This is a genomic window from Bacillus cereus group sp. BfR-BA-01380, assembly GCF_022663535.1.
In the GTDB taxonomy this organism is placed as follows: Bacteria; Bacillota; Bacilli; order Bacillales; family Bacillaceae_G; genus Bacillus_A; species Bacillus_A cereus_BB.
The window spans coordinates 1-13,272 of sequence record NZ_JAKUFS010000005.1 but is presented as its reverse complement, the minus strand read 5'-3'; the positions used below and the strand labels follow the sequence as shown (position 1 = coordinate 13,272).

Sequence of the window (13,272 nt, the reverse complement as noted above, 5' to 3'; positions counted from 1 at the left end):
TACAGTTTATAGGTTTTAGTTTGTGGCAAGCAATTCTTCTAATCCTTTTTGTAAGATATTCTGGCTCGCGTTATAGTCTCTATCCAATACCGTTCCGCACTTTGTACAAATATGGGTACGAATGGAAAGAGACTTCTTCACACGATTCTTACAAACAGAACAGTCTTGTGAAGTATACTTTGGTTCTACTTTGATGAGTACACCACCATGATTTTCGCATTTGTAAGCAAGCATGTTTCGAAACATTCCCCACCCAGCATCAGAAATAGACTTCGATAGCTTTCTGTTTCTAACCATGTTACGAATGTTCAGATTTTCTACAACGATAACGGAATGCTCTTTCGCTAGATTGTAACTGAGTTTATGAAGAAAATCTCTGCGCTGATTCGCTACTTTTTCATGTAGCTTACGAATACGCTCGGCCTGTTTCATGAAGTTAGCAGAACCTTCTTTCTTCTTAGAAAGCTTCCGCCCTGCTTTCTTGAGTTGTTTTTCTTTTTCACGGAGAAATCTAGGATTTTCAAACTCTGAACCGTTAGAAAGAACGGCATACTTATGTAATCCCACGTCAATTCCTATCACACGATTGGTATCGATATCAGATGGCACCACTTGTCTTTCGACACAGAAAATAGCGTACCATCTTTTCCCTTGACGTTTGAGAATCAGTTGCTTGATTATTCCTTCGAGTGGTCTATGAAGTAGGATATCTATTTCTCCCAATTTTTTATTGTATAACCTTCCGTTATCAGAAAAAGACATGGCATAGCGATGCTTTCCGTTTGGTTTGAATCCAAATTGAGAAAACGTCATACTATTATAGTCTTTATACTTTTTCTGTTTTGGATACTTTGCATCTTTACGAAAGAAATGATCAAAAGCTTTTTTCAGACGTGCAAAAACTTCTTGCAAAGGCTGAGAAGGCACTTCTTTTAGAAAAGGATACGTATTCTTGTCCAATGTAAGTTGTCTTTGCATATCATAACGATCGTAATTTTCTTTGTTTTGCTTATATTTCCGTTCTTTGTCTAGTAAGGCAGAATTGTAGGTTTGGCGACAATATTGTAACCAACGGTCTAACACTTCTTTTTGTGCTTCTGTTGGAAAAATTTCGTATTTTTGATTTAACAACATTGTCATCACCTCTCGTTAGTTTTTTGTGTTTCGATGTATTGTTTTAGCATTTCTAATGGTGCACCGCCTACAGTCGATAAACAATAACTTTGAGATCAAAAGTATTCTTTACATACATTCTATCTGATTTGAAGAAATTCCTTTTTCATTCCTTTGGCTTACACCAGCCAAAATTCATCCCCTCCCTACTCATTAGGCTTCACCCTTCTCATTTTTTGAGGAAGGTAAATTCTTTTGGGAATATGTAAAAAAAGATTAGACTGGAAACTCATATAAATACAAATTTAAAAACCAACATAAAATCCCTTTCCTTTTAGGCGGGCGAGAGCACCTGGCCATGCGTAGAAGTGATCAGAGCCTTTTCCTGCCACATGCAAAGGTTAAAACAAAGGGAGAAAGCGAATGCAGGTCATTCTTTGTTCTGTATAGCAGCGACTTAAATTAAAATGATAAGTATTGATCTTTTGAAAAATAATTATAGACTTAAAAAACACATACCTCCCTTTAGTAGAAATAAAAAAGCTAGATGAAGAAAATTCATCTAGCTTTTCTATATTAAATTGATAATTTCATTAAGATTTGAGTTTCCTTAAATCCTAATCTTTTATATAATTCTTTCGCTGTATTCGCTGCAAATACATTTAAACTTATTTCTTCATAGCCTTTTAATTTGAACTCCTCAATTCCATACTGGATAAGCATCTTAGATAATCCTTTTCCACGATATTCAGGCAAGACAAATATATCGTAAATAAATCCATGAATTACATCTGTAAAGTAATCTTTATTTTGACCAAGAAGAATCCATCCTTGTATTTGATCCTCTTCTTTGGCTACTAGATAATATCCCCCTTTTTCCAGTATAGAGGTAAACATTGCATATACCTTTTCTTCTGGAAGGTTGACTGTATTACCAGTACTTTCATATACCCCAGCTGCAGAATGCTTTAAAATAACGCTCACATCTTGATTATTAGCTTTTAGAATTGAAAGTAACATAATGTATTCTTTCTCTCCCATCACTAGTAAAATAAGTTTCCATCAACACATTCTTCTAAATGAGAAAGAAACCCTTTTATTTATCATACATATCTGCAACAATACATGAATAATTACTTCCTACAAACAAAAATCATCTCTGACCCTTCTTCAATAGAGCAGCCATCATAATTCCCATATTGCTCAGCAATTGTAAATCCAGCAGCTTGAATCATATCCGTTATTTGTTCATAGTAATAATACTTGAGAGACAACTGTTCTTTTAATTCTTCTTTTGTTCCGTTCTCATGTGTAATCCGAAATATATATTCTGGATAAATAATTTGATTTTCCACATCAATCGCTCGGGCGATATGAAATTTTTGAATGGTACTTCCTGTTTGCAGATCTATTTTTTCCCATTGCAACATTTCAGGTTGAATCCAAGTTTCATCTAACTTTTTAAAAGGGCGAAATACATTGAAAATAAATTCTCCATCAGCTTTAAGATGTTTATATACCATTTTCAAACACTCTATTTGATCTTCTTTGTGTAGAAGTGCTTGATATGAAATACCCGGGATTAAAATGAAATCATAGCTCCTATTCATCGTAAAATTCGTCATATTTGCTTGCTGAAGATGAACCTTCTTCTGAATTTCACTAGACATAGCATGTAGCTTTTCTTTAAGTAAATGTAACATATATTCGGATAAATCAATTCCCCATACCGAAAAACCAGCCTGAGCTAACGGTAACGTAATTCTTCCTGTCCCACAAGCAATTTCTAAAATATCACCCGATAATTTAGAAGCTCTTTCGAGATAAAAAGATACTTCTCTATGATCTCGTCTCTCTTCGAAATCATAAAACCTAGCTGTGTTTTCATAGAGATTTCCTGTTGTTGGAGCCATGCATGCACCCCCTCTAAACTTCAATTTGCATTGTATCGTAAGCAAATGTTATATTCATACCTTCCGCTCGTAATTCAGCTTCCATTTCTTTCAGTTCGTCATATCCAAGGTTTTCTACTTCTTCAATGTGCGTAATAATTGTATGCTTTGCTCGTAATTGCTTCGCTACTTCTAGCGTATCTTCAAACGTCGCTTCCCGTATGCGTTCAATAAAAACACGGTCTCTTATTTGCTCTTTCGTCTTCCAATCAAACTCGGCAATTCCCATTGGTAAAATAGCTACATCTAAATTACCAATTAAATGAGCAGGTGGTTCCCATTTATATAATTCATCCATGGCAATAAGTACTCGCTTTTCTTTTTCTTCTAATAAGAATGCATACACATATTGTTCATATAAACGAAATGGAGTAACTTTTACTTTATTTTTCACGAAAGATTGCCCATCTTGTAATATAATTAAATCAATCCATCCTTGCTGCTGCATAAATTGCAGATGGTCCCACGATCCTAAAAATTTTTTCATATCTTCTGCTACTTGCTCTGGTACATATACGGCAGTACTCCAAGCTCTGTTCGTTTCAAACGCCATTGTTTCCCAAATTCTCCGGCCCATTGTATGATCTGGGTGCCAATGAGAGTATATCCCGGCTTCTACTTTCAAAATTTGAGATCGCTCTAATTGCAAGCGGACTTCCTCTGGCGTATCAATTAATAAGCCGAGATCGTGAATAAAAACACTTGGTCCCATTCTACTATATGGTAAACCTTTCTCTCTCGCTTCTTTACTTACTTTGCTATAACTCCCTGGCCTTGGAGTTGGTATAGCACCGCCTGTTCCTAAAAATTCCATTCTCATGATTATCCCTTCTTTCTATCTCAATTAATTTCCAGATTAATATATATAATTCCTTTTGAATTATCGAAAAATTTTTTCATTTCTATTGTTGAAAGAAAAATAAAATATGGTAAAATTGTAATATAAATGAAAATATTTTTTATCGAGAACAAAAATATTTATGATTAACATCTATAAGTACTGCTTTATCCTAATGGAAAAACGTCTAGATTTACCCAATTTATTTACATCACAGTCTCTTTTCTTACAATTTCTTTACTTTAGAGCATTTTTTTTGCAACAACTATTCTCTTTGGTTTAGAATTTTGTTATGTATAGTATGGGTATAATAGTACACATGGAGGTGGAGAAAATATGTTAGAAACCTTTCAACAGGAATTAGAACTATATGAAAACAATGCAGAATTATTAAAAGTACTTGCTCATCCAGTTCGTTTATGTATTGTAAAAGGATTGATTGAGCGAGGACCAAGTAATGTTTCTACAATGTATACAGGCTTAAACATGCCCCAATCTACAATTTCTCAGCATTTAGCGAAGTTAAAAAGCGCTAAAATTGTTTCAAGTGAAAGAAAAGGATTGGAAATTTACTACAAAGTAGAAAATGAAACAATTATTCAATTAGTTCGTGTATTACTAGGCTAGGTGTATTCAAATAAACAATAGGCGTATTATGTATGTATTTTTCATCTCATATCTTTAATATAAATATATATCATGAGGTGAAATATAAACATACTACATAATCCTAAACAAAATGTCGTATTTACCTATGAAACGAGGCGCAGTATTTTACACTGCGCCTCGTTTTATGAAAAGATATGCAGATAATGCTCTAGATTGAAATGAGGCAACCCCTTTTGCTGAATGACAACATCAAAAGCATCACTTATTCCACCTTGTAAAATCATAGAATGAATCGCACGGTTTTTCTTTTGATTATCAGAAAATGGATTACGATCTTCATGATTAACAAGTTGTTCTAAAATTCCTGCAGCAAACAAAAATTCTCTTTGTTTCGTATGCCATACTGTTTGTAAGCCTTGCTCTTCGCAGGCAACCTTCAATGCATCCCAATGAATATGAGTTGTTATATCCATCTCTCCTGGAAATTGAAGAGGGTTACGAATCATTTGATGCTCATAATAACTTCGTAAACTTCCTTCACGACGAGCTGGGTGCATCCATTCTTCATTTGTATATCCATAATCGATTGTTATAAGTAAGCCTTCTTGCAACCATCTTGTAAGCTGTTTTACATAGACATTCATTTGTAATGGCACTTCAAATCGTTGTCCTTCATGCAATTGAATTTGGTGTCTTTGTAAATAGCTTATAATCTGTTCATTATGTAACGGGCGCAACACTTCAATAAGTCTGTCTTCACTGTTATACTTTACGCGTACTTCATATAACATTCCTTCCTGCTTCTCAATTACTTCTACAGGAAACGCATCAAACAACTCATTTGAAAAAACAATTCCTGTAAAAGCGGGATCCAATTCATCATAGGATGCATATTGCGAAACATTTGTAAAAGAAATAAGTTGCTGTTTTTGCAACCTTCTATGAAATGGACTCACTTCTATAATAGAATATTGCATGTTTACAAACGTATCAGGGGATATCGTTTGCCACTCTTGCAACACATCATATGCAAACCTCCCCGTTCCACCACCAATTTCACATATATGAGGTGAAACAACTCCTGCTTTTACAAGCCGAATAAAAAAATGAGCAAATGTTTTTGCGTAAACAGAGGACACATTACTACTTGTAAAGAAGTCTCCTTGCCTGCCAATTTTTTCACGTTCTTTCATATAATAGCCTTTATTTACGTCATATAAAGCAAGGCTCATATATGTATTATAAGAAATAGACTGGTCTTCTTCTTTTTCCATCGCTTGTTTTAGAACGTGCTTCATCGCCGTTCCCCTTATTGTAAAAATGGATTATTTTCTTTTTCAAAGCCAATGGTTGTTTCTGGACCATGCCCACATAATACGGTTGTATCATCGGGTAATACAAATAACTTCTCTTCAATACTCATGATTAATTCTTGGAAGCTACCTCCTGGTAAATCAGTCCGGCCAATGCTCATTTGAAATAAAACATCCCCTGAGAATACAGCGTTTGCCTCTTTGCAATAGTACGAAATACTTCCCGGCGAATGCCCCGGCGTTTCAAACATATCAAACGTAAACGAACCAATTGTTAATGCTCCTTCTTCCTCAATGATATGATCCGCAGGTTTTGCCGTAATACTACGATTCATCATAAAAATTTGTGAACCATTAGTAGTAGCATCACCTAACCAATCCGCTTCTTCTTGATGAACATACACTGGAATTTGAAAAGCAGTACGTACTTCATCCACTGCACCAATATGATCGAAATGTGCATGTGTTAATAAAATAGCTAATGGTTTTAACTGCTCTTGTTTTACATAATTTATAAGTTTTTCTCCTTCATTACCTGGATCAAAAATAATACATTCTTTTTGATCATTACTTAAAATATATGCATTTGTTTGCAGTGGTCCTAATGGCATTTGAATCCAATTCATCCTTAATCTCCTCCAGTCATTACACTCACTTTCATCATACAATATTTTCTTCTTATAAGAAACGAAACGATACCTCGACAACTATATAGAAAACATGTACAATAAAAATGAAAAAATATTACAAAAACTCAGACAAAAAAAAAAAAAACGAGAGAGCAGAGGAGGATATGTATGGGCCTTGTTATTATTTTTGCGTTAGTCACTCTGTTAGCTGTATACTCTTCTCTTAAAACGTTACGAGACAAGAACTTTCTTGCTGGAGGCTTTTCCCTTGCAACTGTACTTGTTTTCGGGTGGTTTACAGTCATGACAGTGCTAAACAATGGTTATCCACCAACACATTAAGCAATTGTTTACAATCTCTACATACATCATGATTTCTAACATATGAAAAAGGAAGGGAAAACCCTTCCTTTTTCTTTTCTTGCTCATCTTTTACAAATATAAAGCTTCATTTTACTTTGCTTCATAAATATACTTTTTCACAAGCCATGCTCCGCCAATTACCCCAGCATCATTACCAAGTGTCGCAATTGATAGTTTTGTACTTTTAGCAGCACGTGAAAATGCATATTGTTCAAAATAGCGTTGAATTGGTTGTAACAATGCATCACCTGCTTTTGATACACCGCCGCCAATAACAATTTTCTCTGGATTTAATGTGCTAGATAAATTCGCTACTACTAGTCCTAAATACGAAGCAACCTTTTCGACTACTTTTTTTGCTAATGCATCACCTTGTGCAAGTGCTTCAAACACATCTTTGGATGTAATGCGTCCTTCTTGTTCTAACACCGAACGTAGTACACTAGCCTCATCTGTTTCCTGCATTTTTTGCATGGCAACCCGTACAATACCAGTTGCAGAAGAAACAGTTTCTAAGCATCCTGATTTCCCGCAGTTACAAGCAAAACCATTTTCCGTTACAACTGTAATATGCCCAATTTCACCAGCTGCTCCGCTTACACCATGGACGATTTCACCGTTTACGATAACACCGCCACCAACACCCGTTCCAAGCGTCATACAAACAATATCTTTTGAACCTTCTCCAGCACCCTTCCACATTTCTCCAAGCGCTGCAATATTCGCATCATTATCAACGACAACTGGTACACCAGTTTCTACTTCTAATAAATCTTTAAGAGGATAGTTTTTCCACCCTAAGTTTACTGCTTCATAAATCATTCCAGAAGCACCGTGAACTGGTCCCGGGGCACCCATCCCAATTCCAGCCAGTTTGCTTTTTAACTCACCTAATTCTTGTAACTTTTTATCAATTGCTTTTGCTATATCAAGTGTAATATGTTTTCCTTGTTCACTTGTATTCGTTGGGATTTCCCATTTATGTATAAACTCACCATAAATACTAATGAATGCTAATTTAATTGTTGTTCCACCAAGATCAACACCAACCAACCATTTCTCTTCCATGCCGTTCTCCTTCTTTCCTCTATTTCTCCAGCTATTTGCTAATAAAAGTTTTACTGTATACATTTATTTTGATTTTCCAACATATAAACACAAAAGTGATATACACCTTTGCTTTCGTATGACACGTGACAGGAAAGAAATTTGATCGCTTCTATGCATGATCAGACACTCTCGCCCACCTTAAGAAAGTTGTTTTTATCCCGCATTAACGGGCAGTAATACTCCCGCCTCAAAATTCAGCAAAAGCAAAGAAGTTAGGCGGGAGATAAACTGCCCGTAAAAGCCCGATTGGTTCAACTAATAATCAGTGGGGGATGAAGAAAACCCCCACTGATTAAAGTTTCACTTTATGTCGTTTTTTCAATTTGTGTTTACATGTATTTCTTTTTGAATTTCTTGCTTTAATAAAAACAAGGCAGTTTGATAATCTTTTGGCTCAATAAGCTGTGATTTATATAATTCACGAACTTCATCACCCATTAATTGTAAATCCGCAACACGATCTCCTGTATAAATAATCGTTCCAAATCGCTTTAATAATTGCTGAATATCATAAATAGATTTCATTTTTTCACCCTCTAAATGTCTATTTACTATAAAAACATAATAAGAAAACGTTCACATAATTTATTATAATAAACATAAAAAAGAATCGTCAATTTATAATTTGTCTATATAAGTTATAAAATACAAACTGTTTCTTTTTCTGTAATAATTTTCTGCACTGTCTTATCAAACGGTTCAACTGGAATATGAGAAACAATTTGAAAATCAAAAACTAATGATAGCGTTTTCCCTTTATAGTTCACAAGATAACGATCATAGTATCCTCCGCCATACCCTACACGCTCTCCTTTTTGGGTAAAGGCAACACCTGGTACGAGAAGTAAATCTATCTCCTCTGCTAATACCTCTTCTGTCATAGACGGATCTGGCTCTCGTAAATTCATATAAACGGTTTCTAATTGTTCAAAACTTGTAATTTGACGGAATGTCATTGTTCTCGTTTCACGATTACATTTTGGAACAACAATTGCTTTTCCTTCTTCCCATGCTTTTTTAATAATTGCATATGTATTTACTTCACGCTCCATAGAAAGTGTAATTCCAATTGTTTTAGCCTCAATCCATTCTCGTTGTTTATATAAAGAATCTGCAATTTTTTCTGATAAAGTTGTATACTGTTCTTCTGATAAATCATTCATACGCTGTAATATTTCTGTTCGTAATCTTTTCTTCTCTTCTTTCATTTTGAATTCCCCCTATATACAAAAGAAACAGTAGGAAAATATTCCTACTGCTTACTTTGTTTCGCGGTGTAACGTAGACTTCTTGTCACGCTTGCAATATTTTTTAAGCTCAAGACGCTCAGCGTTGTTACGTTTGTTTTTCTTAGAGATATAGTTACGATCTCCGCATTCTGTACATGCTAGAGTAATATTTACACGCATTCTTATTTCCCTCCAGTCACTAATAACTTAAATCAGACTATACCATAATACCACTTTTAAAACAAAAATTCTACACCTTTTGATATTGTCTAATTTTTTCAATAAGATTATCCATATTTTCCTTTGCTATGACTGGATTTCTTGCATGAGAATACACGAGAAACTTCGGTTGATTTACATCCGAAACAATATAAGACCACTCTTCTTCTGCATGTGTAAACTTAATTCCTTCTAATACTTCAAACTCTCGCTGTGCCATATCTCCCAGCAACATCCCTAACACTTTTCCTTTCTCATTCCATGAACAAACTACTTCATCACACAATAAATAAAGTGGTGGGTATTGCTCTAACATTTCTGGTAATGTTTTCCCTTGAAGAACAATTAACTCCAATAATTTACCAACTCGAAATAAAATATCTTGCTGCCATCTCATTTGCAATAACTTCTTATTCTCATTATGCATATAAAAAAGAAGATAACATTCTCCTAATTTCAATGATAATGGGTAGAAACATTCTTCTTTTTCAAACAATAAATTAGGAATATCAATCTCTTCACAATTTGTATTTCTGTAAATATCCCCATAAGGATCGTATAATTCAAATGCATTTCCTTGCTCACGAAAGATGATAGCCATATCCGCTCGGCTCGATTTCATTAATGACTTGATGTGTTCTTTTTGTTCCTCGGCATATATCCACGTTACTGTGCAGCCGATTTTCTGTAAAAAAGAGAATAGCAAAGGCTGAAACATTTTATCCCACTGATTTATAAGAAGATGAAACTGTTGTTTTTTTATAGCAGGTACATCTATTAATTTCAAAGCAGATTCAATATACATTTCTGAAGAAACATGTATGACTTCGTTATTCCCGATTTTTTTACAATCAACATATCGAAATGACTCTGCTATATACAAACTTTCTATCTCTTTTTGCTTTTTATACGTTAATCCCATTCCTTCTTCATTATAAAATTGAATAACAAGTTTCTCATCTTGCCCCTTATAAAAAAATACTCCGCCAACGACATTTGTTTGCTCGGTTGCATATCGGAAGCAAGATTCATTCATTTCTTGGCATTCCATTGTATGCACTCCCACTGTATGAACAGCATGTAAAAAAATATGTTTAAACATTTGCACTTCCGCATGTGTACTGCTGCCAATCAGCAAACTTTCTCCTTCTGCTAATAAAGAACCATATGCCATCGCCAATTTTACGACAACTTGCGGCGTAATATCTAAATTACTTCTACCGCAAATACGACTTTTCTGCAAAAAACACGAAATATTTTCATGTTCTGTAATTCCAGATGAAGCAATAATTGTACTGTTCTCAACTACCTTCTCTGGCCATACTTTCCCTTTCGTCTTAATTACTGTATTCTGACCAATTCGGCACTGATCAGCCACAACACTCTTTTCAAATAAAGTAACTCCATCTTCAATAATTGTACTGGCTCCAATTGTGGTTCCAATCAATTCGCATCGCTTTCCTACATACGTATGAGCGAGTAAAATACTTTTTTGAAGGCGGGTATGTGCAGAAATTAAGCTATGCTTACCAATAATAGAATACGGTTCAATAATAACTCCTGTTTGCACTGTTGTTCCCTCACCAATAAAGGCAGGTCCGTGTATCTTTGTTCCCTTTTCAATTGTTACATCTTCTCCAATCCATACCATTGGTAACACTTCTGTATATGGAATAGGTACATGAACTTTCTTTGTAAGCAAATCAAATTGAGCCTGGCGATATTGAGTAAACGTTCCAATATCAAGCCAATATCCATCCGCCACATATCCATACATTGCTTCTTTGTTTTCTAATAAAGGAAATACATGATGACTAAAATCAAAAAACGTATGAGGTGTAATATAAGAAAAAATGTCGGGGTTCATAATATAAATACCGGTGTTTACTGTATTGGAAATCACTTCATTCCAACTTGGTTTTTCAATGTATTTAATAATTTCATGATGCTGATTTGTAACAACTAATCCATAAGATGATGGATTCACTACTTCTTTAACAAACATCGTAACGATTCCACTATGACTATTATGAAAATCAATTCCTTTAGATAGGTGAAAATCTGTTAGGGCATCTCCGCTAATTACAACAAATGGCTCATCTAAAAACTTCTCTGCTTGTTTTACACTCCCCGCCGTACCAAGAGGAGGAGTATCTTCAAAATAATATAGTTTCACTCCCCATTTACTACCATCACCAAAATAATTTTGAATAACAGAACTCATATATTGAACAGTAATAGCAATTTCGCGAATACCATGCCGTTTCAATAGTTCAATACTATATTCCATCACCGGCTTTTGTAGTAGAGGTAACATGGGCTTTGGAAGGTTACATGTTAACGGGCGTAAACGCGTCCCTTTCCCTCCAGCTAAAATAACCCCCTTCATCGGCATTCAACCTCCACATTTATGATGTTGAACTGCTTTTTCATACGTGTGTGCGGTTGCTCTTGCAATTTCACTCCAATTATAGTGAACAAGAACATCTTCATATCCTTTATTTGCTACGCACTGAGCAATTTCTGGGTGCTCTATCATACATATTAATTTCTCACTCAAACTTTGCGCACAGCCTGCTTTCATTAGAAATCCATTCACACCCTCTATAATAATCTCTTGCAGACCACCCACACGCGAAACTAAAACTGGTTTCTTTGCGAGCATTCCTTCTAATGCAACAATTCCAAAAGGCTCATACAGGCTTGGAATCAACAATACATCACATCTTTGGAAAAACGCCCGTTGCTCTTCTTCTGTAATATGACCAAGAAAAAGAATAGAATGTTGTAGTCCTCTTCCCTGAACAACCGCACGGTACTGTTCTAACATAGTTCCTTGACCTGCAATAATAAATAAAACTTGCGGGTACCGCTGGGTAATATGTGGTGCTGCCTCAATAATGGTATAGAAGCCCTTCTCATTCACAATACGACCAATTGAAAATACAACCAATCGATCTGATAAATTATGGCGCTTTATGATTTCTAGCGAAGGCGTAACCGCATGAAAAAAATGACAATCAATTCCATTAGGATGTACGATAACTTCTTCACTATTTATTTCGAAATTCTGCATAACTTCGCCTTTCATAAACTGACTACAAACAATCACAACAGTAGATTCTTTCACTAGCTCTTTTTCATGCATATGTATTTTCCATTGCAATGATGTATAAATCCCGCTATTCCGTCCATGTTCCGTTGCATGCACTGTCGTAACAAGAGTCAACCGTTTCTTTTTTTGTAAATCCATAGCACAAATAGCAACAAGCCAATCATGAGCATGAATTACATCAAACGCATAACCTTCACATAGCTCTTGTGTATAAGCAAGCATAGATTTGTTTAACGCAGTAATCCACTCATAAAAATGATACTTTTCACGATAATCAACTGAAACACGATGCACATGTACACCATGTATCTTTTCATATGTTGTACATTGCTCTTCGTGTACAGTTACTACATGCACATCATGTCCGTAATGTGCAAGAGCTCGTGATAATTCATACACATGCCTTCCAAGACCACCTACCATCATCGGAGGATATTCCCATGCCAACATTAAAATACGCAAAGGTTCCATACATCCCTCTTTTCTCTTCATATAGAAGAATAAAGTGAAACTTCCTTTCATGAACGCCCTTCTCATGAAAGGTTAGTTGAACCAATCGGGCTCTTACGGATGGTTTGTTTTCTTCTTGCCTGTACTTCTTACCAGCCGTTTGAGCGGGGTAAAGTGAAACTTCCTTTCATGAACGCCCTTCTCATGAAAGGTTAGTTGAGCCAATCGGGCTCTTACGGATGGTTTGTTTTCTTCTTGCCTGTACTTCTTACCAGCCGTTTGAGCGGGGTAAAGTGAAACTTCCTTTCATGAACGCCCTTCTCATGAAAGGT

Annotated in this window: 14 protein-coding genes and 1 pseudogene; 2 read left to right on the top strand and 13 right to left on the bottom strand. The window is 35.3% G+C overall.

Translation table 11 applies throughout. From position 1 onward, the window contains the following. Positions 1-15 precede the first annotated feature (15 nt). The 5 genes and pseudogenes from MR076_RS06125 to MR076_RS06110 form a co-directional block, all read right to left on the bottom strand. On the bottom strand, positions 16-1,140 hold the full coding sequence (locus MR076_RS06125) for an RNA-guided endonuclease InsQ/TnpB family protein (RefSeq protein ID WP_242218721.1): 1,125 nt from the start codon (positions 1,138-1,140) through the stop codon (positions 16-18). After that, positions 1,140-1,220, bottom strand: a pseudogene (locus MR076_RS26765) (IS200/IS605 family transposase); the annotation flags it as partial. The gene MR076_RS06125 and the pseudogene MR076_RS26765, both read right to left, overlap by 1 nt. A gap of 469 nt (positions 1,221-1,689) precedes the next feature. Then, positions 1,690-2,133, bottom strand: coding sequence for a GNAT family N-acetyltransferase (locus MR076_RS06120; protein WP_242218719.1), 444 nt, complete (start codon positions 2,131-2,133; stop codon positions 1,690-1,692). 113 nt (positions 2,134-2,246) lie between these two features. Continuing rightward, positions 2,247-3,026 carry a class I SAM-dependent methyltransferase gene (locus MR076_RS06115; protein ID WP_242218716.1) on the bottom strand — a complete coding sequence of 260 codons (780 nt, stop codon included), beginning with the start codon at positions 3,024-3,026 and terminating at the stop codon, positions 2,247-2,249. A 13-nt stretch (positions 3,027-3,039) separates the two neighbouring features. Further along, entirely contained in the window at positions 3,040-3,885 is an 846-nt protein-coding gene (locus MR076_RS06110; protein WP_242218714.1) for an MBL fold metallo-hydrolase, read from the bottom strand. A 354-nt stretch (positions 3,886-4,239) separates the two neighbouring features. Between MR076_RS06110 and MR076_RS06105 the strand changes: the two genes are divergently transcribed. Next, positions 4,240-4,530, top strand: a complete 291-nt coding sequence (locus tag MR076_RS06105) for an ArsR/SmtB family transcription factor (RefSeq protein WP_020062633.1) — start codon at positions 4,240-4,242, stop codon at positions 4,528-4,530. Between the two features lie 164 nt (positions 4,531-4,694). Here MR076_RS06105 and MR076_RS06100 read toward each other — a convergent pair whose 3' ends face one another. Continuing rightward, positions 4,695-5,810 carry a class I SAM-dependent methyltransferase gene (locus MR076_RS06100; protein ID WP_242218712.1) on the bottom strand — a complete coding sequence of 372 codons (1,116 nt, stop codon included), beginning with the start codon at positions 5,808-5,810 and terminating at the stop codon, positions 4,695-4,697. A gap of 11 nt (positions 5,811-5,821) precedes the next feature. After that, positions 5,822-6,451 carry an MBL fold metallo-hydrolase gene (locus MR076_RS06095; protein ID WP_242218709.1) on the bottom strand — a complete coding sequence of 210 codons (630 nt, stop codon included), beginning with the start codon at positions 6,449-6,451 and terminating at the stop codon, positions 5,822-5,824. A gap of 171 nt (positions 6,452-6,622) precedes the next feature. Here MR076_RS06095 and MR076_RS06090 point away from each other — a divergent pair, with 171 nt between their 5' ends. Beyond that, positions 6,623-6,796, top strand: a complete 174-nt coding sequence (locus MR076_RS06090) for a DUF2759 domain-containing protein (RefSeq protein ID WP_242218707.1) — start codon at positions 6,623-6,625, stop codon at positions 6,794-6,796. Between the two features lie 111 nt (positions 6,797-6,907). Here the strand turns inward: MR076_RS06090 and MR076_RS06085 are convergent, their stop codons facing one another. The 6 genes from MR076_RS06085 to MR076_RS06060 all read right to left on the bottom strand — a co-directional run bounded on the left by MR076_RS06085 (position 6,908) and on the right by MR076_RS06060 (position 13,012). After that, on the bottom strand, positions 6,908-7,885 hold the full coding sequence (locus MR076_RS06085) for an ROK family glucokinase (RefSeq protein WP_242218705.1): 978 nt from the start codon (positions 7,883-7,885) through the stop codon (positions 6,908-6,910). Between the two features lie 360 nt (positions 7,886-8,245). Continuing rightward, on the bottom strand, positions 8,246-8,452 hold the full coding sequence (locus tag MR076_RS06080; RefSeq protein WP_242218703.1) for a YqgQ family protein: 207 nt from the start codon (positions 8,450-8,452) through the stop codon (positions 8,246-8,248). A 113-nt stretch (positions 8,453-8,565) separates the two neighbouring features. Then, positions 8,566-9,135, bottom strand: a complete 570-nt coding sequence (locus MR076_RS06075; protein WP_242218701.1) for a 5-formyltetrahydrofolate cyclo-ligase — start codon at positions 9,133-9,135, stop codon at positions 8,566-8,568. A gap of 51 nt (positions 9,136-9,186) precedes the next feature. After that, positions 9,187-9,336 (bottom strand): 50S ribosomal protein L33, encoded by a 150-nt coding sequence (gene rpmG, locus MR076_RS06070; protein WP_012095458.1) that lies wholly within the window; start codon positions 9,334-9,336, stop codon positions 9,187-9,189. Positions 9,337-9,406: 70 nt separating this feature from the next. Beyond that, positions 9,407-11,764: a sugar phosphate nucleotidyltransferase gene (locus tag MR076_RS06065; RefSeq protein WP_242218698.1), complete on the bottom strand. Its 2,358-nt coding sequence runs from the start codon at positions 11,762-11,764 to the stop codon at positions 9,407-9,409. Between the two features lie 6 nt (positions 11,765-11,770). Beyond that, positions 11,771-13,012: a glycosyltransferase family 4 protein gene (locus tag MR076_RS06060; RefSeq protein WP_242218696.1), complete on the bottom strand. Its 1,242-nt coding sequence runs from the start codon at positions 13,010-13,012 to the stop codon at positions 11,771-11,773. Positions 13,013-13,272 lie beyond the last annotated feature (260 nt).

What these genes read in the sequence shown, in the direction of transcription:
- MR076_RS06105 (WP_020062633.1), top strand. Translation starts at nt 4,240, where the DNA reads ATGTTAGAAACCTTTCAACAGGAATTAGAACTATATGAAAACAATGCA.
- MR076_RS06075 (WP_242218701.1), bottom strand. Translation starts at nt 9,135, where the DNA reads ATGAAAGAAGAGAAGAAAAGATTACGAACAGAAATATTACAGCGTATG.
- MR076_RS06120 (WP_242218719.1), bottom strand. Translation starts at nt 2,133, where the DNA reads ATGTTACTTTCAATTCTAAAAGCTAATAATCAAGATGTGAGCGTTATT.
- MR076_RS06085 (WP_242218705.1), bottom strand. Translation starts at nt 7,885, where the DNA reads ATGGAAGAGAAATGGTTGGTTGGTGTTGATCTTGGTGGAACAACAATT.
- MR076_RS06095 (WP_242218709.1), bottom strand. Translation starts at nt 6,451, where the DNA reads ATGAATTGGATTCAAATGCCATTAGGACCACTGCAAACAAATGCATAT.
- MR076_RS06060 (WP_242218696.1), bottom strand. Translation starts at nt 13,012, where the DNA reads ATGAAAGGAAGTTTCACTTTATTCTTCTATATGAAGAGAAAAGAGGGA.
- MR076_RS06110 (WP_242218714.1), bottom strand. Translation starts at nt 3,885, where the DNA reads ATGAGAATGGAATTTTTAGGAACAGGCGGTGCTATACCAACTCCAAGG.
- MR076_RS06080 (WP_242218703.1), bottom strand. Translation starts at nt 8,452, where the DNA reads ATGAAATCTATTTATGATATTCAGCAATTATTAAAGCGATTTGGAACG.
- MR076_RS06090 (WP_242218707.1), top strand. Translation starts at nt 6,623, where the DNA reads ATGGGCCTTGTTATTATTTTTGCGTTAGTCACTCTGTTAGCTGTATAC.
- MR076_RS06100 (WP_242218712.1), bottom strand. Translation starts at nt 5,810, where the DNA reads ATGAAGCACGTTCTAAAACAAGCGATGGAAAAAGAAGAAGACCAGTCT.
- MR076_RS06125 (WP_242218721.1), bottom strand. Translation starts at nt 1,140, where the DNA reads ATGACAATGTTGTTAAATCAAAAATACGAAATTTTTCCAACAGAAGCA.
- MR076_RS06115 (WP_242218716.1), bottom strand. Translation starts at nt 3,026, where the DNA reads ATGGCTCCAACAACAGGAAATCTCTATGAAAACACAGCTAGGTTTTAT.
- rpmG (WP_012095458.1), bottom strand. Translation starts at nt 9,336, where the DNA reads ATGCGTGTAAATATTACTCTAGCATGTACAGAATGCGGAGATCGTAAC.
- MR076_RS06065 (WP_242218698.1), bottom strand. Translation starts at nt 11,764, where the DNA reads ATGAAGGGGGTTATTTTAGCTGGAGGGAAAGGGACGCGTTTACGCCCG.